General features: G+C 57.6%; 17 protein-coding genes. 8 read left to right on the top strand and 9 right to left on the bottom strand.

Annotation, left to right across the window (positions count from 1 at the left end; all coding sequences use genetic code 11):
- Positions 1-103 precede the first annotated feature (103 nt).
- The 8 genes from cas2e to GX444_08020 all read right to left on the bottom strand — a co-directional run bounded on the left by cas2e (position 104) and on the right by GX444_08020 (position 8,066).
- Positions 104-385 (bottom strand): type I-E CRISPR-associated endoribonuclease Cas2, encoded by a 282-nt coding sequence (gene cas2e, locus GX444_07985; GenBank protein NLH48529.1) that lies wholly within the window; start codon positions 383-385, stop codon positions 104-106.
- Positions 270-1,313, bottom strand: coding sequence for a type I-E CRISPR-associated endonuclease Cas1 (cas1e, locus tag GX444_07990; GenBank protein NLH48530.1), 1,044 nt, complete (start codon positions 1,311-1,313; stop codon positions 270-272). Before cas1e ends, cas2e begins: the two co-directional genes overlap by 116 nt.
- Positions 1,314-1,379: 66 nt before the next feature.
- The gene (gene cas6e / locus GX444_07995; protein ID NLH48531.1) at positions 1,380-2,156 is read right to left on the bottom strand and encodes a type I-E CRISPR-associated protein Cas6/Cse3/CasE; all 777 of its coding nucleotides are present in this window, start codon (positions 2,154-2,156) and stop codon (positions 1,380-1,382) included.
- Positions 2,153-3,259, bottom strand: a complete 1,107-nt coding sequence (gene cas5e, locus GX444_08000) for a type I-E CRISPR-associated protein Cas5/CasD (protein ID NLH48532.1) — start codon at positions 3,257-3,259, stop codon at positions 2,153-2,155. The genes cas6e and cas5e overlap by 4 nt, the downstream gene beginning before the upstream one ends.
- A 2-nt stretch (positions 3,260-3,261) precedes the next feature.
- Positions 3,262-4,377: a type I-E CRISPR-associated protein Cas7/Cse4/CasC gene (gene cas7e / locus GX444_08005; protein NLH48533.1), complete on the bottom strand. Its 1,116-nt coding sequence runs from the start codon at positions 4,375-4,377 to the stop codon at positions 3,262-3,264.
- A gap of 2 nt (positions 4,378-4,379) precedes the next feature.
- Positions 4,380-4,871, bottom strand: coding sequence for a hypothetical protein (locus tag GX444_08010; GenBank protein ID NLH48534.1), 492 nt, complete (start codon positions 4,869-4,871; stop codon positions 4,380-4,382).
- Entirely contained in the window at positions 4,868-6,322 is a 1,455-nt protein-coding gene (locus tag GX444_08015) for a type I-E CRISPR-associated protein Cse1/CasA (GenBank protein NLH48535.1), read from the bottom strand. Before GX444_08015 ends, GX444_08010 begins: the two co-directional genes overlap by 4 nt.
- 415 nt (positions 6,323-6,737) lie before the next feature.
- Positions 6,738-8,066, bottom strand: a complete 1,329-nt coding sequence (locus GX444_08020; protein ID NLH48536.1) for a hypothetical protein — start codon at positions 8,064-8,066, stop codon at positions 6,738-6,740.
- Positions 8,067-8,349: 283 nt separating this feature from the next.
- Here GX444_08020 and tolQ point away from each other — a divergent pair, with 283 nt between their 5' ends.
- From tolQ to GX444_08055, 7 genes are all read left to right on the top strand, one after another.
- Entirely contained in the window at positions 8,350-9,054 is a 705-nt protein-coding gene (tolQ, locus tag GX444_08025) for a protein TolQ (protein NLH48537.1), read from the top strand.
- A 9-nt stretch (positions 9,055-9,063) separates the two neighbouring features.
- Entirely contained in the window at positions 9,064-9,480 is a 417-nt protein-coding gene (locus tag GX444_08030) for an ExbD/TolR family protein (protein NLH48538.1), read from the top strand.
- Positions 9,481-9,486: 6 nt separating this feature from the next.
- Positions 9,487-10,239, top strand: coding sequence for a TonB C-terminal domain-containing protein (locus tag GX444_08035; protein ID NLH48539.1), 753 nt, complete (start codon positions 9,487-9,489; stop codon positions 10,237-10,239).
- Positions 10,240-10,260: 21 nt separating this feature from the next.
- Entirely contained in the window at positions 10,261-11,658 is a 1,398-nt protein-coding gene (locus GX444_08040; protein ID NLH48540.1) for a Tol-Pal system beta propeller repeat protein TolB, read from the top strand.
- 85 nt (positions 11,659-11,743) lie between these two features.
- Positions 11,744-12,439 carry an OmpA family protein gene (locus tag GX444_08045; protein ID NLH48541.1) on the top strand — a complete coding sequence of 232 codons (696 nt, stop codon included), beginning with the start codon at positions 11,744-11,746 and terminating at the stop codon, positions 12,437-12,439.
- Positions 12,440-12,727: 288 nt separating this feature from the next.
- The gene (gene ybgF / locus GX444_08050; protein ID NLH48542.1) at positions 12,728-13,570 is read left to right on the top strand and encodes a tol-pal system protein YbgF; all 843 of its coding nucleotides are present in this window, start codon (positions 12,728-12,730) and stop codon (positions 13,568-13,570) included.
- A gap of 105 nt (positions 13,571-13,675) precedes the next feature.
- On the top strand, positions 13,676-14,419 hold the full coding sequence (locus tag GX444_08055; protein NLH48543.1) for an OmpA family protein: 744 nt from the start codon (positions 13,676-13,678) through the stop codon (positions 14,417-14,419).
- A gap of 66 nt (positions 14,420-14,485) precedes the next feature.
- On the opposite strand, the gene smc is transcribed toward GX444_08055, so the two are convergent.
- On the bottom strand, positions 14,486-18,079 hold the full coding sequence (smc, locus tag GX444_08060; protein NLH48544.1) for a chromosome segregation protein SMC: 3,594 nt from the start codon (positions 18,077-18,079) through the stop codon (positions 14,486-14,488).
- Between the two features lie 382 nt (positions 18,080-18,461).
- Between smc and GX444_08065 the strand changes: the two genes are divergently transcribed.
- Positions 18,462-19,343, top strand: a complete 882-nt coding sequence (locus GX444_08065) for a DUF3800 domain-containing protein (GenBank protein NLH48545.1) — start codon at positions 18,462-18,464, stop codon at positions 19,341-19,343.
- Positions 19,344-19,403: the final 60 nt, after the last annotated feature.

The raw sequence follows: 19,403 nt of genomic DNA on the forward strand, positions 1-19,403 counted from the left end.
ACCGCGGTTCAGCCCCCCGTGCGGGGGGAGCACGACGAAATGCGCGTCATTGGGCCGATAGAGAACGGTTCAGCCCCCCGTGCGGGGGGAGCACTCTTCGAAACTAAAGAGTTTTTCGTCGCGCAACCAGTGTAAGTCCTTCGAAGTCGACCAGCGTTCGGCTGGTATCGCCTTCCGCGCGGATCGAGAATCCTTGTTCGTTGGCGGCCGGATAAATCTGAATGCATCCGCCGGTGCGTTTGTGGCGGATCACTTTTTCCCAGAGCCGGTCACGAACCATCGCGCTCATCTTTCCGACGAACACTCCCGCCCGCGGTTCGATCATCCAGCGCGTCAGTTGGCCCCGCAGGTTCGGCGGGGTGTTCTCCAGAATCATCACCACCATAATTCATACCTCCTTCCAGCGTGCCCGCCGACGGATCCCACAAACCGCCCGGTTCGGCGGCGTCGGCGTCAAAATTCTTTTCCGTCGTTTCGTCGAGCGATTCGTCGATGTCGAGCGCGCGGGCGAGGTCGGGAACCACGCGGTCGAGCAGCCGCACTTCGCGAAAAGCGTCACGGCAGAGGCGGCGGACCTCGCGCTCCAATTCGGCGACCCCTTCGCCGGCGACGCGAAAAGCGATCGGCACGCTGACGTCCATTTTGTAAAGGTCGGCGATGTCGTAAACGAACGAAAGTTGTTTGCCGGTGTGGATGAAGCCGATCGCCGGGGAATAGCCGGCCGAGACAATCGCCGCGTGGCACAAACCGTACAGGCAGGAATTGGCCGCCGACAGGGCGCGGTTGACCGGGTCCGCGGCCGTCCAGTCGCCGCGTTGGTAATTGCGGCCGCTCCAGATTACGCCGTAGCGTTGCGCCGCTTCCGCATAAGCCTGCCGGACGCGCACGCCTTCCATTCCCCGCAATTGTTCGATGGTCAAATCCGCCGGCAACGGCTGCACGAAGCGCATCCGGTACATCCGCATCGCCACTTGCAACCGAAGCGTGGGATCGGCGTAAAGCTCGGCCTGTCGCAGCAACTTGTCGGCCTTGCGGGTTTCGCCCATTCCTTGCGCATAGCATCGCACCGCGCCCTCGCCGCACCAAAGAATCGTACAGCCGTTTTCGGCGAGGGTTTTCACGGCCTCGTGCGTGATGGCGGTGCCGGGTCCCAGCAGCAACAAAGCCAGGGCGGCGGCGGGCGCCGGCGTCACGCCGTTTTCGTCGTAAATCGCGACGGCGCCGCCCTCGCGGTCGAGGCGCGCGTGTTCCACGTAAAGAAAGCTCAAACCGTCGCGAACCTTGGGCAACTCATGCAGATCCTTCACGATCATGTGACCCTCCCATTGTTGGAAAATTCGGTCTTCTTCGGTTTTCAAGGAACGTTTCGCCGTTAAAGTCTAACGACACGCCGCCACGCTGAGCAGGCCAAACCCGAATCCCTTGGCGCTGCCGATGCCGGCGACCAGCGCGGCCCGCAATTTTTCGGGGTCGGCAACCTCGATGATTCCCTCGTAAAGCACGGCGCGGAGTTTTTGCCCGCCGGGGCGCTGCTCGTCAGCGGAATTTTCCGGCAGGTGCTTTTCGGTTTTTCTGAAATAGACGAAGCTCGGCTGAATGGCGAGGGCGTTCGAATCGACGTTGAAGCCGGCCGTGGCGGCTTTTCGTATCAGCCACGCCGCCAGTTCGCCCTTGGCCAGGGGAACGCGTCTGCCGCTACGCCGTTTCCCGCCCGGCCCGGTTTTCGTATCGATCTTGCGGGTTGGATTCGCCAACAAGCGAAAGCGCAAACGTTGTCGCGGCCGGAAATCGACGGCGAACGATTTTATTTCCGGCGGCGCGGCCAAAAGAAATCCGGCATTGTGAAAAGCGTAGTCCCAATCCGGTTTCGTCGCCGACTGAACGAGAATCGCCACGCGGCCGCCGGGCAGGGGATCGATGCGAAAGAGGAACCCCTGGTCCGGTTGGCGAGGAACGTGCACCTGGTCGACACCGAAATCCGCCGGTTGAAAGGGTTGAATGAAATCCGGGTCGTCGGCTTTTCGGTTCCGGTTCGGAAACGCCATACAGAGTCGCTGATGAACGTGGTAGCGGTTCCGTATCCACAAGCGCCCCGGGCGCGGCCGGTCGGGGTTATCGCCGGTATCGATCAAAAGGTATGACAAGTACATGTTCATTCCACCTCCTCGGCGGCCAGACGACGGCGGCGGGTTTCCAGCGAACGGAAATTAATAATTTCTTTCCGCTTCCGGATGATTGGTTCGCGCCATTGCGGGTCCTCCGGATTGATGCGATCCAAGCCCATGCCCAATCCGTATTCGATCATGGTCACCGCGTCATGGCAGAGGCGGCAAAGCGAACGCAATTCCTCGATGTTCTCATTGCCGCCGGCGTGGCGGTAGGTGATGTGTTGTACGGTCGTGGCGGGCGATTTGCAGAATACGCAAAGACCCTTGTCGGCATCGAGACGAGCCGCGCGAATGTGGCGATATTCGGAGTTCCGATAGTCCGCGCGCGGGCGCGGCGGAGGCGGAGTCGAAAGCTGCGCGGCTTTTTCCGCGAGGCGAAGGTCGCCGTTTTCGCCAAACCGAAAGTAACGGCGAATGACGAATCGCGGTTCATGGGCCGGGGGGTCGAAGGTCAACGGAACATCATACCAGACCAGCGCGTCAGCGGGCGCGATCGGCTGATCCGGCGTCGGTTCCCAATCGAGCAGGCAATCAATCCTTTCCGGCAGTTGGTCGTTGTTCAGTCTTTTTTGCCAGGGGACGGAACACAGAGCCGTCAGCAAATCGGGGAATGCGCCCGGGAGATCTTCGATGATCGGACGCGACGGCGGGCAAGCTTTTCGGCCGAGGAATAGCGTCCATTTCGGATTCTTCACGGCCGCCGCCAGATCGGCGATGAGTTTCGGTTCACCTTGCAACGCCACGAGAAAGGAAGCATCACACAGATACTCACGTCGGGTGAGCAGAGCACCGGGCTTGGTTTTACCCTCGCTTTCGGCGATCCGCATGTTCATTCCGGCGCCGACGGTGTGGTAATCCCACCAGCGCACGCCCGGAATATCGAGGCGCACGCCCATTCGCAGGGCGCGCAATTTTGGCAACCATTCGCTGGCGGTTTCCGACCGTGAAATGCCCAAGGCCGCACAAAGCAAGCCGATCACGCCGGATTTCGTCGGCGCTTCCGCCGTTCGGCGAACGACGAATTTTGACTCCTGATTTCCCCATGCCTGGAGGGGACCGGCAAGACGAAGCAACAAGGTGTTGGCGTCCATGGTCACACCTGAATCGCGACGACGCTTTGCACCGCCTGCCAATCAAAACCGACGGCTGCGAGCACGGCGGGGATCAGGGCGTCAAGCGATTTGAAGTTGTCGTCGGTGAGCGGATTTTCTTTCTTTTCATGAATGAAGCTCAAGGAATGGCGCAGGTTGGGGGAGAACCAGAAGCGCTGCTGTGGCTTGCCGAATCCTTCATCGAGATCATGCACATATTGACCGAGTTGGGCGATGCTTTGCGCAACAAGGTCACGTTCTCCCTGCATGGCCGGCTTGGCGAAGGCATTGGCGTAACTGATCGGGGAATTTTTAATCTCGACCAATATCCCGTCCGGCGGATTGTGCGCGGCAAAGCTGTTTTGTTTCCCGGTGGGATTGACCATTGCCGCGCCGCGAATAAAGGCGCCGACGGTATGCGCGGCCAATTCCCGATTGCCGTGTAGGTTCCGAACCAACGTTTCCCAATTAATCGAGAAGTACTTATAGAAGCACGCCGAGGCGAACATGGCTTCATCCACGTATCCCGCACCCGTGTCGTCGCCGGGGATGTCGTCGGCGGCGACGTAATAATCGACCTCCGGACGAGCCTCGTGGGTGGAAATGGCATGCGCCACTTGCAGCGCCGCTTCCACCGTTGTGTCCTTGAGGACCCCGGTTTCCAACATGCGACCGCCTAGCGCCATATCCGGTACGGCGACGCATTGGGAAATCAGCATTCCGAATTCATTCGCCAGGGCTTCATCGGATTTTTCTTCTTCATTTTGCAGCAGGGCGGCCATTTCGCGGATGGCTTCGTGAGTCGTATAGACCAACATATCACTGCGGTCCTCGTCCTTTGGGTTGATACCGCATTCCTTGAGAATTTTGGTCGCGCGCTTTTTCACGTCAGCCTTGCCGGTGACCTGTTCGGCAATCAGTTTCGCCAATTGTCTGGTGCGTACTCCGCCGCAAAGAGATTTGAACTCGTCACTCATCCGAATGCTTCGCTTGATGCATTGGCTGGAAATGCGGGAGCGCAGAAAGCCGCCGAAGTAACAGGTTTTGGGCGCGCCTAGATCGTCGCGGTTCAAATTGGCCGGGCTGTGATTTTGAATAGCATGAATTTCGATCAACATGATTATTCCCTTTCCTCTGTTGCGAGAAATTGATTTGCCCACTGCAGTCGAGTGGACTCCTTTTGCCAGAATGAAAGATCGTCGGTCAGCTTGACCCAATCCAGCTTTCCGTCGTTGTCGGCGATTAGATGCAAAGCCCATTGAAGCGCGGGCTCGATTTTTCCCAGCGGTAAAAGCAGCATTCGATCGAACCGCTGAGCGAAGCGAATTTTCCCCGGATCTTTATGTGGCTGGCAGAGGCGTAATTGGCCGGCCAGCGTTTTTCCGGGTGTATTTTCGAGTGGACAAAAGGCGTAGAGCTTGGCGATCAGCCAAGCCACCTCACGTCGCGGTGCCTTTTGATTTTTTTGCCTCAACGGCCACCAGAGGCCCGCGAACAGGTCGAAGCCGTCGACCGTTTCATCGAGCCCTTTTCCCGCCTGAGTCCGCAGCAAACCAAGAGCGCCTGATTGAAGATTAGTGAGGCTTTCAATGTATTGTGCCGTGGCGCTCATTGCTCATCCCCTTTCTTTTTGGCTGGTTTATTTTCGGCAACGGCTTTTTCCCGCATGTCCGGTTTGACGATAGCAATTTGTCGTTGCCTTTGGACGGCCCCGGACGTGAATCCCGGCGCAAGTGATTTGGCGACCGCCCCCATTAGGGGTGAATATTCCTTCGCGGCTTGCTCCCAGGCGTTTTCATCGCCGGTGAGCAATTCGTCGATCTTGGCGGAGACCTGGTTTTCAACGTGGGGCCGGATCGCGGCGATGGTGGCTGGGATTTCGCTATGTTTTCTTTTTTTTGCTGTGTCTTCTTTTTTAGGGTTGCTTTTGTTGATAACTTTTAAATATTCTTTTTGCCATTTTCCGATTTTTTCAAGAATGTCCGAAAAGAGATTCTCGGCGTTTGAAGTGGGGATGAAAAATTCTTTTGCCTCGAGGTACTTATCGTTTTGTACTGTTGAAAAGCCAACAACCCAAACGTTTCTTGCTCGACCAAGAATTTCTCGTTTTTGAATTATTCCCGATAATATTTTTGTCCATTGTCCGGCAGCAGCATCATTAGCTCCAAGAGCATTACTGGCATGTAACGATTCCGAACCGTCACCTTTGTTTGTTTTGACATATAGAACATGCGGATCTGTCCATTTTTTCTCTTGGCTAGTCTCAACGGTTTTCGTACTTCCGATACCGGCAAAAATGCATTGTTTTATTAAATGCTCTTGTCTGCCGCATGAAATACATTTGCTTTCGAAGCCTTCTGGTTGATCTAACCATATTTGGCGTGGTAACCAAGTTAGCCCGACTAGAAATGGCACTTCACCTAAAAATTTGGATACTCCAGTTGGATTTTCCCAAAAGGGAGTTCCCAATTTTGATGTTTCTTGCCAAGAAAAACGAAGGGTTGAGGCTAATGAAAAACCCATTGGGGCAACATATATTGGAGGTTTGGCATTTATCGCTGGTGGTTTGCCCCGACCACCAGATGTGGCGAATAAAGGCAAACGCAATAATCCCATTGCACAACAAGCTGGACATAAGCCATCTATATGATCGGTGGAATGTCTAAAATGCCATTTATTAGATCCGGTTGGGATCTCATGAATGAGGTAGTTAATTGAGAGTTTTTCCAGCCCTTCTTTCCCTGGATTGAGAAATTGATAGAACCTTTTAGTCTCGCCAAAGAGATTGAAACATTCTTTTTCCGCATCCATTTTGGCAAACCAAGATGCAGGAAAAGAGGAGTCAGTAAGATCATGGAGAATTTCTTCTGAAGGATTCCCCTTGCACCAATACAGAGTGGCCAACAGAAAGCGGAAAATCGCGAACCGGTCCATTGGATTGCTTGCCGCGATCTGTCGAATGTTGCCGGCTTGGGTAAGCGCGTCCTTGATGCCGACGCGGCTTACTTTACCATTAGTCCATAGTACCGGGATCCACTTTTCTTCAATCAAGTTATAGTTCATGACCATACTCCCATCCTTGAACCGATAAGTGTTTTTGCTTGTTTTCCGTTGCGGCGCAGGCCACCGCCCGGATTTATTCGACTACGCCAAGTAGTCGAATCCATTTATGGCGGCGAGCCCTGATCGGCATTTTTTTATTGTGGCAATCGTGTGTGTTCATGATGCTTGTCGCGATCATGGGCAGCGCGACTGTTCCATGATGGCATGCTTTCCAATACCCAATGTCGCGTAACCAAGTTGATAGGAAAGTTATGACACCCAATTAACCCCGGCAAAGATAATCCGGGATGAAATGTGTCGTCAACAGGGCTTAAGAGTGAAAAACTTGAAAAGTCGAATGCCGTTTGGCTGAAAAGGTTTTAAAAAAACCGGGCGGCCGGAAGCGGCCGCCCGGGGAGATTAAGGGGTGGCGAATTTATTCCGCGGCGTCGTCGTCGGCCGGGGGCAGCGAAGTGTCGTCGTCGGCGGCATCGTCGTCGGCCGGGCTGGTGTCGTCGTCGGTCGCCGAGTCGTCATCGGAAGGAAGGCCGGGGTCGGGGATATCGAACATGGTCACGGCGTAAAGGTGATCGCCCTGGTCGCCCTCGATGAACCGGGCCAGTTGCCAACCTTCGGTGCTGCGCATCAGGAACAGGGGTTCGTTGAAGTCGGACGTGTAGCCCACGGCCCAGCCGCGATCCTTGTCGACCAGACTGATGTCCTCGAGCACGTACTTGTCGCCCTTGACGCCGGGCAGCGACGCTTCGGCCCACTGGTCGCCGGCGACCTGTTCGTAAATCTGCGAGTAGAGGCAATCGGCGATGGCGAGCCCGGCGCCGTCGGCGGTGAAGTACAAGCGCCGCACGCGGTTGGTTTTGCAGCCGGTGGTCGGCGTCAACAGGAACGACGCCCATTCCGTGGCCTCGGCTCCGCGGTGCCACATGGTGCCGCGCTTTTCGCCCTCGACCATGCTGTAGCCGGCCGCCCAAATGGAGCCGTCGGCGGCTTGGGCCGCGTCGAGGATCTGGGCGGCGGGGACGTACACCGGCGAGGAATCGTCGTCGTCGTCGTCATCGTCGGCCGAGGTGTCGTCGTCGGCGGCGGTATCGTCGTCGTCGTCGGCGCCGACCTCGATGTATTGAACCTGGAAGATCGGGTCGGGGGTCACCGTGGAGCCGTCCCACCGCAAGTGCTGGTACCAGCCGTCCACGACGCCGACCAGGTGGATCGCCTGATCTTCCGGCACGGGGAACAGGGCCACCAGATACATCGGATTGGAGGTGATGGCGCCTTGCACCGGGATGATGTTGGCGCTGCCGTCGAGCAGGAAGCAGACCAGATAGCCGTTATAAAGCGCATCGTTGGCGGCTACCCAGAAGGAGCCGTCGGGCAGGAAAACGCCGTCGACGATGTCGGCGGTCGGCATTCCCGGCGGGGTCAGGTTCTGCCAGGCGCCCGCATTGTAGCGGTAAACGACCCGCTGGCCCCAGACGAAACCGTAGGCGCGGTTGAAAAAGGCGCTGCCGATGATGCGGTTGCTGAAGGGCGTCGCCGCGTCAACGTTCCATTGGCCGGCTTGATAGTGGTAGAGCGAATCCCCAAAGCCCCAACCGTAGATGGTCATGTCGTACAATTGCGGCGGAGTCTTGCCGTCCTTCCCGTCGTCTTTGTCGTCGTCGTCGTCTTTGCCGCAGGTGGAAAAAGCGAACAACACTCCCATCAGCGCCGCGATCAAAGCGGCGACAACAATCACTCGGCGGTTCATCAAACCTCCCTACCTGACTGCCGACCCGTGGGGTACTCTAACTCAAAACATCGGGCGCGCCAATCTCGGCGCAACTTTTTTCCCGCGACGGTTTCTAAGTAGAGGCGACTTTCGCAAAGGGGCGTAGTATATAAATAAATACGCCTGAAATCTTGACTTCTCGGGCTTTGTGAAATACGTTTGTCGCCAATTCGAGAACCGTGGGGCAAACAGGAGAAAATCGATTTTGACTGCTGAAATCCTATCCGTCATCGCCGCGACCAACGCTCAAGGTGCCAACGTCCTGGACCTCGTCAAAGACGCCGGGCCGGTGGTGAAAGTCGTCCTGGGCTTTTTGGTCGTGTTTTCCGTGACCAGTTGGGCCATCATCTTCCTGAAGTGGCTGCTGCTGCGCCGCGCTCACAAAGAGAGCGATATCTTCATGAAGATTTTCTGGGAAACGCGCCAACTCGAGGAAATCTACCGCCACAGCAAGCAGCTCATGTACGCGCCGTTGGCCGAGGTTTTTGCCGCCGGCTACGAGGAATTGAAGCGCTTCCGGGCCGGCGCCGACCAGTTCACCGCCGCCGACGTGCATTCCGATCTCGATCGCGAACGGCTTTCGGCCGCCAAGATGAACGTCAGCCGCGCCTTGCAGCGCTCGATGACCGACCAGATGGCCAAGCTGGAAAAAGCCATCCCGTTCCTGGCCACGGTCGGCAATACCGCGCCGTTCATCGGTTTGTTCGGCACCGTTTGGGGCATCATGGACAGCTTTCACAGCATCGGCGCCATGGGCCAGGCCTCGCTCGCGGTCGTGGCCCCCGGCATTTCCGAAGCCTTGGTGGCCACGGCGGTCGGCTTGTTCGCGGCGATTCCGGCGGTCGTGTTTTACAACCACTTCGCCGCGAAACTGCGGTCGCTGGAAAGCAGCCTGAACAGTTTTTCGAGCGAGTTCATGAACATCCTGGAGCGGTACATTTTGCAGGCCGCTCCGCGGGAGAAATAATCCGTGGCGATGAGTGCGGGAGGCGGCGACCGCCGCCTGATGAGCGATATCAACGTGACGCCCCTCGTCGACGTCATGCTGGTGCTGTTGATCATCTTCATGGTCACGGCGCCGATGTTGCAGGAGGGCATGTCGGTCAACGTGCCCCAGGTTTCGGCGGGGCCGCTCGAACAGCACGAGGAAGAGCCGGTCGTGCTGACCATCGACAAAAGCGGCGGCATGTCGGTGAAAAAATCCCAGGTATCCCTGGACACGCTGGGTGAGCAGCTCAAGCTGATCTTCGAACAGCGGGCCGATAAAACCTTATATTTAAAGGCCGATCAGGACGTATCCTACGGCCAGGTGGTGAAGGCCATGGCGATCGCCAAGCAGGCCGGCGCCGCGAAGCTGTCGATGGTCACCAAGCCGCCGGAAGAGACGAAGTAACCGAGGATGACCGCCGGGACGCGCTATCTGTTTGCGATTAATTTCGAGCGGCTGATCGCCCAGGCGACCGCGGTTTCGCTGTTCGGGCATGCCCTGGCGGTGGCGGCGTTCATTTTTCTGCCGGGAATTTTCGGCAGCGACCGCGTCCTGCCGCAACCGATCGAAGTGGATCTGTCCTACTCGTTGCCGAAGGGGCCCGGCCTGGGGCCGATGGCGCCGGATCGCGACCAGGCCGCCGTGCGCACCGCCGACCCGCGCCGCCTGTCGGATATCATGAAGGAACGCGAGCAAAAACAGAGCGCCGACGCGGTCAAGCTGACCGAGCATCGGCAGGTCGAGACCAATAAACTCGGGTGGAAAGACCGGCAGCGCCTGGAGGCGATCGAGAAGCTGCGCGAAAAACGCGCCCTGATGGACTCGGTGGGCGGCGGCGGGCAGGGCACCTCCAGCACAACGGGCGTGCTGGGCATCTACATCGCCAACGTGCGCAGCCGCATTCTGTCAGTCTGGTCGTTGCCGGGCGGCCTGCCGGCCGATTTGTTGGAAAAAATGGTGTATGTGCGGATTTACGTGGCGGCCAACGGTTCGGTGCTCAAACAGGAAATGGCGAAACCGTCGGGCTTCGAGCCGCTCGACCGGAGTTGTTCCTCCGCGATCGTCAAAGCCAGTCCGTTGCCGCCGCCGCCGTCGCTGTTGGCCGACGAATTGCGAAACAAAGGCATCGTGATTCGTTTTATTCCGCGCGAAAAACAACACTAGCATAAAGCAAGCGAGGGACCGATGAGGCCACGTTGGGCGATTCTTTTGACGTTGATGCTGACCGGCCTCCTGGGCGGCGCCACCTGGCTGGCGGCGGGTCTCACCGAAGACCCGACCCCGCCGAGCGGCGACGGCCTGGTGATCGATATCTACGGCACCACGAGCGGCATGCCGATGGTACGCAAGGATCCGATCGCGGTACCGCTGTTTAAAAATACCGGCGCCGAGGCCGACAACCTGGGCTTGTCGCTCAAATTGTCGGACCTGATCGCCGAGGACATGCGGATGACCGGCCGCTTCGACGTGATCGATCGCTCGATGTACGTGGAAAACCCCCACGCGGCGGGCGTGAAACCCGGCGAGTTCGATTTCAACGACTGGAAGGTGATCGGCGCCGAATACCTCATCAAAGGCAACTTCGCGCTCGACGGCGGCAAATTGACCGTCCAGTTCCGGCTCTACCACGTGCCGACGCAGAAAATGCTCGTCGGCAAGGAATACAGCGGCAAACCCGACGACTGGTACCTGATGGTGCACAAATTCGGCAACGACGTGGTTTACGAACTGACCCGCGAAAAAGGCATCTTCGGCACCAAGGTCGCCTATGCCTCCACGGTCGGCGGGGCGCAGGAAATTTTCGTCATCGACGTTGACGGACGCAATCAGAAACGGTTGACGTACCTCGGCGGCAAGGCCAAGAACCCGACCTGGTCGCCCGACGGCAGCCAGATCGCCTTCGCCTGGGAAAACAGCGCCAATGTCTCCGATATGTACAACTCGCTGTACGTGGTCCCGACCACCGGCGGCGAACCGAAACTACTGCTCAAGATCAAGGGAATTCTGATCACCACGCGTTTTTCGCCGTCGGGCAGCCGCATCGCCATGGCGATTTCCTACGACGGCAACATGGAGATTTATACGGTCAGCGCGAACGGCGGCAAACCCAAACGCCTGACCGTCGCCCACGGCATCGAAATTTTCCCCGCCTGGTCGCCGAGCGGCGATCAGATCGCATTTGTCTCCGACCGGTCGGGCGGCCCGCAAATCTGGCGGATGAAATCGGACGGCAGCGACCCGCAGCGGGTTAGTTATTTTGGCAGTTACAACATGAGCCCGGATTGGGCCAAGACCACCAACGGAGACCGGATTGTTTACAGTTCGCGGGAATCGGGAATTTTCAACATTCTGATGGTCACTCCCGAAGGCACGGATGCGACCGTAATCACGCAGGGACAAGGCTTCGGATCTTGCGAATATCCAAGCTTTTCTCCGGATGGCAGGGCGATCGCATTAACTTCCAATAACGGTTCCGGGAGGATGCTGCGACTGTTTAATGTCGATGGAAGTTACACCAAACAGTTGACAAGACCGGGCACGGATGATAAGAATTCTGCCTGGTCTCCCAGATTATTGAATTAGTCGTTTGCAAAACGCCGGTTGGGCGTTATATTAGTCGCAATTGTAAATGACTATAACCTCGTAACTAAAACCAATGGAGGTACGAATGAAAAGGTCTATTTTCGTATTGCTGGCGGTTGCCGCGGCCTTTTTGTTGGTCGCCTGCGGTCCGCCTGACGGCTATGACGTGGCCAAGCAAAATGCTTTGGACGCGCAAGCCGGTGCGAGCGCCCAGAAAGCCAACGAACTCTGCGCGACCGAATGGGCTGCTGCCGAGCAGACCATGAAGCAGGCCCTCGAGGCGGATGCCGCCGAGGATTGGGACACCGCGATGCCGCTGTTCCAAAACGCCAAGAACCTGTATGATATCGCGAAGATCTGCGCCGTGAAGAAAGCGGAAGAGATGAACAAGCCGGCGCCGCCGCCGCCTCCTCCGCCTCCTCCTCCGCCTGCCGCGATCAAAGCGAGCCTGGATGCGATCCTGTTTGACTATGACAAATATGCGATCCGTCCGGACCAGCTCGCGAAGATGAAGGACACCGCTGCGAAGATTAAGGAAAAGTTCGCCGACCACAAGTTCCAGCTCCTCGGCTGGTGCGACGTTCGTGGCACGGAAGAGTACAACCTGGCGCTGGGCGAACGCCGTGCGACCACCGTGTACAACTTCCTGCTCGCTTCGGGCGTGGACAAGGCCAAGTTGGAAAAGAAATCCGGTGGCGAGACCAAGAAGTTCAATGCTGCCGAAACGGAAGCCGGCTATCAGGCCAACCGTATCGTCGAATTCGTCGACCTCGGCAAATAAGCTCTGAGCTTAGTGGACAATCGGGCTCGGAGGCGGGTAACCGCTTCCGAGCTTTTTTTATTCCGGCCGGCCGGGACCGGGCCGGGAAACCAAAGCCCGGTCGCGGGTGTCCAAGGGGGCAGTTGTTGCCGGCGGTTGTCAAGGCGAACGATCGGTAATAGCGGTCGATTTCGCGGGCGCGGGCGGGCATTTGAAGTTGAACGCGCCGGGACGAAATGCTATGATCCTCCCGCTTTTTTACGGGTGTTTTTTCTGTCCGATCGCCGGATCGGCGAGGAGTGATCACCGATGAAGAACCAATGGAATCTGCTGGGCCTGTTTTTATTGCCGGTGTTGTTGTTCTCCCTGACCGGCTGCCCGATCCGCACCAGCCAGGGCAATGAGCTGGAATCCAACATCGCCGACATGCAGCGGCGCCTCGAGGCCTTGGAGAAAAACAACCAGAATCTGGTGGATCGGTTCAACGAAAGCACCAAGATGTCCGGCGAAGCGGTGTTGAATTTCGACCAGCTGCAACAGCAGGTCGGCGCCTTGGAAGGCAAAATCGACGAAATGAACCACAATGCCGGCCAGCAACAGGTTTCGCCGCAGCAATTGGCCCTGATGAGGCGGCAGTTGGCGCGGCAGTTCGAAGCGATCGACACCCGGTTGTCGGTCATGGAGAAGAAAGCGGGCATCAAGGACGTCGACCGCGGCAACCTTGAGGAATTGACCGGAAACGTGGCGCCGTTGCCGGCGGCGGATACGCCCCAGCCGAAAAACGAGGACGACGTGTACCGCGAGGCCTTGGCGCTATTCAACCAGGGCAACCTGGAAGCGTCGAAATCGCGGTTCCGGGATTTTCTCACCCAATTCAAGAAAAGCCCCAAGTGCAGCGAGGCGCAGTATTACCTGGCGAAAAGCCTCTTCAAGCAACGTTCGTGGGAGGACGCGATCCTCGAGTTCGACACCCTGGCTTCGAAATATCCGCAGAGCAAGCGCGTTCCGGAAGCCTACCTGAACATGGGAATCTCCTTCTACGAAACCGGCCGGGTCGGCGACGCCAAGTTGTTCTTCGACAAGGTGGTCGAACAATTCCCGCGGAGCCCCGAGGCCGATCTGGCGCGCAAAAAGTTAAAAATGATGCACTAAACAATGCTTGCGCCGGGTTTTCATTCACGCTATAAACGACTTATCTTTTCGACGCAAAAACGAAATACTACCAAGCGGACTCGTTTTTTGTCCGGGAGGAAGATCATGAAGCGGATCGCTTTTGCTCTGCTGATCTTGGTTGCCTGCGGAATGTTCGTCGGCTGCGCCTCGGCGCCGTCGCCGGCGGTGGAACAAATCGCCGTCGCCAAGCAGGCGCTGCTGGATGCCAAGGCCGAAAACGCCGATAAGCTGTGCGCCGACGAATATCAAAGCGCCGAAATGAAACTGCGGCAGGCCGAGTTGCTGCTGCAGGACGGCGAGAACGATCAGGCCGGCGTCGTGGCCACCCAGACCGGCAAGCTGGCGGAACTCGCGAAGAAATGCGCGATCGCCCGCAAAAGCCAGCCCACCCAGCCCGTAGTGGAGGAAGTCGTTCCGGACGAGTTGAAGAATTTCAAGACTTCGGTCTACTTCGACTACAATTCGAACACGATCCGGGTCGGCGAGCGCGAGAAGCTCGACAAGGCCATCGAATACCTGCGCAAGATGTCCAAGGATCACAAATTCTACCTGTTGCTTACCTCGTACTGCGACGCTCCGGGAACGCCGGGCGCCAACGCGGACTTGGCCAAGCGGCGTGCCCTGGTGACGCGGTTCGTTCTGTCGGAAAACGGCCTTTCGAAAAACCGCATTTACATGCAGGCCCTCGGCAGCAAGCCGGCGACCAGCGCGACGGGTGAAGGCAAAACCGGGAGCCGCAAGAAAGATCAGGAATGGCGTCGGGTGGATATCACGGTGCTCTTCACGCGGCCGACCTCGGTGGTCATGGACACCCTGACCAAGGAATAGTCCGCCCCCAAGCGAACGAAAAAAGCCACGCCCGGCGGCGTGGCTTTTCATTTAATTCCGCGGCGCTCAGTTGGCGGCGGCCCCGTCGTTGGTGAATTGCACGCTGACGAGCTTCGAGACGCCTTTTTCCTGCATGGTGACGCCGAACAGGCTGTCGGCCACTTCCATCGTCGTCTTGTTGTGGGTGATCAGCAACACCTGGCTGTGGTTCGCCATCTGCTGCACCAGTTTGTTGAAGCGGGTGACGTTGGCGTCGTCGAGCGGGGCGTCCACCTCGTCCAGCAGGCAGAAGGGGCTGGGTTTGATCAGGAAGATGGAGAAGATCAGCCCGATCGAGGCCAGCGCCTTCTCGCCGCCGGAGAGCAGATTGACGTTGGTCAGCTTTTTGCCCGGCGGCCGGATCACGATGTCCAGGCCGGATTCGAGCGGATTGGTCGGCTCGGTCAAAATGAGCTGGGCGCTGCCGCCGCCGAACAGCAGCGGAATGACCTCGCCGAATTTGTGGTTGACGAGGTTGAAGGTTTCCTCGAACCGCTCCTTGCTGGTCTTGTTGATTTTGGCGATCGCCTGTTTCAATTCGTCGATCGCGTTTTCCAGATCCTGCTTCTGCGTCTCGTAGTGGTCGTAACGCGTCTTCTGCTCGTTGTATTCCTCGACCGCGTTCGGATTGACCTCGCCCATCTGCTGAATGCGCTGATTGATCTCCTGCGCCCGGTTGCGCAAGGCCTCGGTGTCCATCTCGGCCTCGTCGGCCGGTTCGGGCAGGGTGTCGAGCTCGATCTGGTATTTTTCCCGCAGCCGCTCGGCGACGTGCTCGCGCTTCATGGCGATCTGCGACGCGGTCAGTTCGGCCGAGTGGATCTCTCGCGCGTGGCTTTCCAGGTCGCGGCGCAGCATCTTGATGACGTTTTCGCTCTGGTTGACCCGGGCGATTTTTTCGTCGACGCCCTCGCGCACCTGCACCGCTTCCCGCTCGGCCGCCTCGAGATGGGTGATCTTCTCGCCGATGCTTTGGGTGAAGACGGCGATTTTTTCGCGGTGGCGCAACTGTGTTTCGCGCGCTTGCTCGACCTGTTCGTTGCGCCGGGCCACGAGAGCGGCGGCTTCGTCCTTCGCGTGCAGGCGGTTGGCGCGGTAGTTTTCGGTGTTGTGGGTTTCCTGCCGCAGGTTGTTCACCGCCAGCAGGGATTCGGTGACGGCTTTCTGGTGGCTGTCGATTTCGCTGGCGAGCGCCTTCTGGGCGGCGGTTTTTTCGTCGGCGGCGTGGCGCGCCGCGGCGAGCGCCTGGTCGACCTCGCCCAATTCGCGCTCCTCGGCGGCGTGGCGTTTTTCCAGTTCGGCCAGTTCCTCGGCCAGGCGCGCGGCCTGTTGCTGCAAGCCGGCTTTTTCTGTCTGCAGGCGTTCGATTTCCTGCTGCCGCCGCCGCGATTCGCCGGCGGTTTCCGACAGGGCGATCCGGTTGTCGTCGAGCGCCTGCTGGTTTTGGGCGATGACCTCCTGCAGGCGGCTGATCATGCCTTCGCTGGCATAGTAGTCGCCCTCGGCTTTTTTCAGCAGGGCAGCCAGTTCCTCGGCCTTGGCCGACAGTTCGGCGATTTCCCGTTTTTTCTGCAAGATGCCGCTGGTCACCGCGTCCACCTGGCCGCCGGTGATCGTGCCGGTGTCGTCGACCAGTTCGCCGTCGAGGGTGACGAACGAACCGGTGTAGCCGTTTTCCTTGTGCAGCCGGATGGCCGCGTCGAGGTTTTCCACCACTAGCACATTGGCCAGCAGCACCTCGGCGACCTGGCGGTATTCGGGCTCCAGTTCGACGTGATTGACCAGACAGCCGAGGGTCTGGCCGATGGTCTTTTCGGGGTAGTCGATCTTGGCCGGCAGGCGCGGTTCGAGCGGCACGAAGCTGCCGCGGCCCGCCTTTTCGGTTTTGAGGTAATCGGCGGCCGTGTGCCCGGCTTCCTGGTCGGTGACCAGGACGGCCTGCAGGCGTTCGCCGAGGACGGCTTCGAGTGCGGTTTCGAACCGGGCCGGCACGCTGATTTTTTCGGCCAGCACACCCAGGATTTCCTTGCGCGTGCCGTTCAGCCCGCCGGAACCCTGCCGCACCGCTTCCATGATTTTGCGGACGCCGTACTGATAGCCTTCGAGGTTGCGCCGCATTTCCTCCAGGCTTTCCAGGCGGACGCGGGTTTTGTCGTGGGCTTCTTTCGCCTCGTTGAAGGCCTTCTTTTTACCCTCGGCGGTCTGCCGGATATTCGCGAGCCGGGTCCGTTTGTCGCCCAGGTCGCTTTCCAGCTTGCCGCGTTCCTCCTGCAGCGCCGCCAGTTTGGCGCGCAGGGCTTCGCCGTCGGCCAGGGTCTTGCCGAGCAGTTCCTCGTTAGCCGCCGCGCGGGCCTGGTTTTGCTCGATTTGCCGCTGCCGTGCGGCGCGGTTGTCCTGGTGGTTCTGCACGGCCTGCCGGAGCGAGGCCTGCCGGCCGGCGAGGCGCAGCAGTTCGTTGCGCGCGCTTTCGGCCACGCGGTCCAAATCCTGGCGGCGCGCCTGGGCGCCTTGCAGTATTTCCTGGTTGCGGGCGAGCGTCGCCCTCGCTTCCGTGGCGGCCGTTTGCAGGTCGGCAATTTTTTCGACGGTCGCCGCGACTTCCTGATCCATCAGGCCCATGCGCTCGCGCGCGGCCTCGATTTCCTCGCGCCAGAGGCCGATCTGCGCCTCGAGGTGCTCGATGTCGCGCGACAACAGATCGCGCTGCGACTCGTCGGCCCGCACGGTTTCGCGCAACCGGGCGACTTTTTCGGCGGCGAGGTTGATCGCCTTTTCGTGCTCCAGCACGTCCAGCCGCAGCTTGGTGAGCTGGGTTTCCTCCACCTCGAGCTGGGTGGTGGCCTGCAATTGCATGTCGCCCAGGTGCTTGATGTTCGCCAGGGTCTGCTCGGCCTGCCGCGCCAGCAAGACTTTTTCGCGGCCGGCCAGTTCGACGTCGAGTTCTTGCAGTTCGGCCTTGAGTTCGTGGTAGCGCTCGGCCTTGGCCGCCTGCCGCTGGAGGCTGGTCAGGGTGCGTTTGATCTCGAAAATGACGTCGCTGACCCGCGCCAGGTTGGTTTGGGTGGCCTCGATCTTGCGCAGCGCCTCCTCGCGTTTGACGCGATATTTACTGATGCCCGCCGCTTCCTCGATCAGAATCCGCCGTTCGAGGGGCTTGGCGGAAATGACCTTGGCGATCTGGCCTTGTTCGATGATCGAGTAGGCGCGCGAGCCGATGCCGGTGTCGAGGAACAGGTCGACGATGTCCTTCAGGCGGCAGACGCGTTTGTTGATCAGGTATTCGGACTCGCCCGACCGATACAGCCGGCGGGTGACCTGGATTTCGCTCATCCCTTCGTAGCCGGACGGGGTGATGCCGTCCTCGCAGGAAAAAATGACGGAAACCTGAGCCATTCCCATCGGTTTGCGGGTGTCGGAACCGTTGAAAATGACGTCCTGCATTTCGCCGCCGCGCAGGCTTTTGGCGCTCATTTCGCCCATCACCCAGCGAATGGCGTCGACGATGTTGCTTTTACCGCAGCCGTTGGGCCCGACGATCGAACTGATCCCGTCGTCGAAAGTGAAGCGGGTTTTATCGACGAACGATTTAAAACCGACTAATTCCAGGTCTTTAATTCGCATTCAAATTGTCCCCAGCTGAAACCCCGAAGGTGTGCCGGCCCATTTCCTAGCACACCGAACGATGCAAGTCAAAGAAAAATCGCTAATAGTTGATGCGTCTTTTACTTGGTGCACCATATATTGTGGTGTGCGGCCTTTTTCGTCAAGGTGTTAAAGTGATTGCAAATAAAGGAGGATTTTTATTGGAGCGTCTTTAATAATTTTCCTTTTCTCCCTTTCCATATTATCATGATGCTGAATTATGTTGGGGCAAATAATTCTTGACTTTATTTATAATAATGGGCATTAATAAATCAGCGACTAGAGACGGGGACGCGATGCGACCCCTCCGGAGCCATCAGGCTTCGCTCTAGACGCTTTTTTTTTTTAATGGAGCAAGAGGATGTATTTTCTCTATGTGGATGAATCGGGAATCGAGGATTTAACGGGCGGGACAAATCATTTCATTTTAATTGGACTGGCGATTCCAGCCGAGAAATGGAAAAGTTTGGACCTGAACTTGCTTCAGATAAAACAAAAATATCAGTTGGAAAATCAGGAAATCCATACGGCTTGGATGGCCCGGCGGTATGTCGAACAAAGCAATCTTGCCGATTTCGGAAAATTATCCTGGAATGAGAGACGAATGGAGGTGGAAAGGAATATTCGAAAAAGGGCCGGACAAATCGGCATCCAGGGAAATCAGAAAAAAATAAAAAATTATCGAAAAGAAGTGAGTAAAATACGGCCCTATATCCACCTTACCTTTGATGAAAGAAAAAAATGTTTGATCGATCTGGCGGCTGAATTGGGCAGATGGGGATATCTTCGGCTTTTCGCGGAAGCGATTTCAAAACCGCATTTTACCATTCAAGGAAATCAGCCGTATGAAATCGCTTTTGAACAAGTTCTTACCAGGTTTCAGGCCTTCTTGGCCGCTTTCGACGAAAAGGGGATAGTCATTCAGGATAATAATTCCACTGTGGCGCCTCGCCTAAACCAATTGATGAGAAAATTTCATCGCTCCGGAACTTTTTTTCGGATGATCGATAACATTATTGAAACGCCCTTTTTTGTCGATAGCTGCCTGACCAGTATGATTCAAATGGCCGACCTTTGTGCCTACGCCCTGCGCAGGTATATTGAAAAGGATGAAAAATATTTATGGGAATTAGTGGAAAATCGCATCGATCGAAAAGATGGCATTGCCGTCGGAATCAGACATTTTACCGGTAAAAGGCCCTGTCAATGCTCCATCTGTCAATCGCATGGACGCTATCTGTAATAGATTCCGGTAAGAATGTTACCGGCTGGAATGATCCGATCAATCAAGCGAGACATCCGA

It is taken from the genome of Myxococcales bacterium (genome assembly GCA_012517325.1).
Lineage (GTDB): Bacteria > Lernaellota > Lernaellaia > Lernaellales > Lernaellaceae > JAAYVF01.

Excerpts from the sequence above, each read along its gene's own strand:
- smc (NLH48544.1), bottom strand. The coding sequence starts at position 18,079 with ATGCGAATTAAAGACCTGGAATTAGTCGGTTTTAAATCGTTCGTCGAT.
- GX444_08035 (NLH48539.1), top strand. The coding sequence starts at position 9,487 with ATGACCGCCGGGACGCGCTATCTGTTTGCGATTAATTTCGAGCGGCTG.
- cas7e (NLH48533.1), bottom strand. The coding sequence starts at position 4,377 with ATGTTGATCGAAATTCATGCTATTCAAAATCACAGCCCGGCCAATTTG.
- cas6e (NLH48531.1), bottom strand. The coding sequence starts at position 2,156 with ATGAACATGTACTTGTCATACCTTTTGATCGATACCGGCGATAACCCC.
- GX444_08030 (NLH48538.1), top strand. The coding sequence starts at position 9,064 with ATGAGTGCGGGAGGCGGCGACCGCCGCCTGATGAGCGATATCAACGTG.
- GX444_08065 (NLH48545.1), top strand. The coding sequence starts at position 18,462 with ATGTATTTTCTCTATGTGGATGAATCGGGAATCGAGGATTTAACGGGC.
- cas2e (NLH48529.1), bottom strand. The coding sequence starts at position 385 with ATGGTGGTGATGATTCTGGAGAACACCCCGCCGAACCTGCGGGGCCAA.
- cas1e (NLH48530.1), bottom strand. The coding sequence starts at position 1,313 with ATGATCGTGAAGGATCTGCATGAGTTGCCCAAGGTTCGCGACGGTTTG.
- cas5e (NLH48532.1), bottom strand. The coding sequence starts at position 3,259 with ATGGACGCCAACACCTTGTTGCTTCGTCTTGCCGGTCCCCTCCAGGCA.
- ybgF (NLH48542.1), top strand. The coding sequence starts at position 12,728 with ATGAAGAACCAATGGAATCTGCTGGGCCTGTTTTTATTGCCGGTGTTG.
- GX444_08040 (NLH48540.1), top strand. The coding sequence starts at position 10,261 with ATGAGGCCACGTTGGGCGATTCTTTTGACGTTGATGCTGACCGGCCTC.
- GX444_08055 (NLH48543.1), top strand. The coding sequence starts at position 13,676 with ATGAAGCGGATCGCTTTTGCTCTGCTGATCTTGGTTGCCTGCGGAATG.
- GX444_08045 (NLH48541.1), top strand. The coding sequence starts at position 11,744 with ATGAAAAGGTCTATTTTCGTATTGCTGGCGGTTGCCGCGGCCTTTTTG.
- GX444_08010 (NLH48534.1), bottom strand. The coding sequence starts at position 4,871 with ATGAGCGCCACGGCACAATACATTGAAAGCCTCACTAATCTTCAATCA.
- GX444_08020 (NLH48536.1), bottom strand. The coding sequence starts at position 8,066 with ATGAACCGCCGAGTGATTGTTGTCGCCGCTTTGATCGCGGCGCTGATG.
- GX444_08015 (NLH48535.1), bottom strand. The coding sequence starts at position 6,322 with ATGAACTATAACTTGATTGAAGAAAAGTGGATCCCGGTACTATGGACT.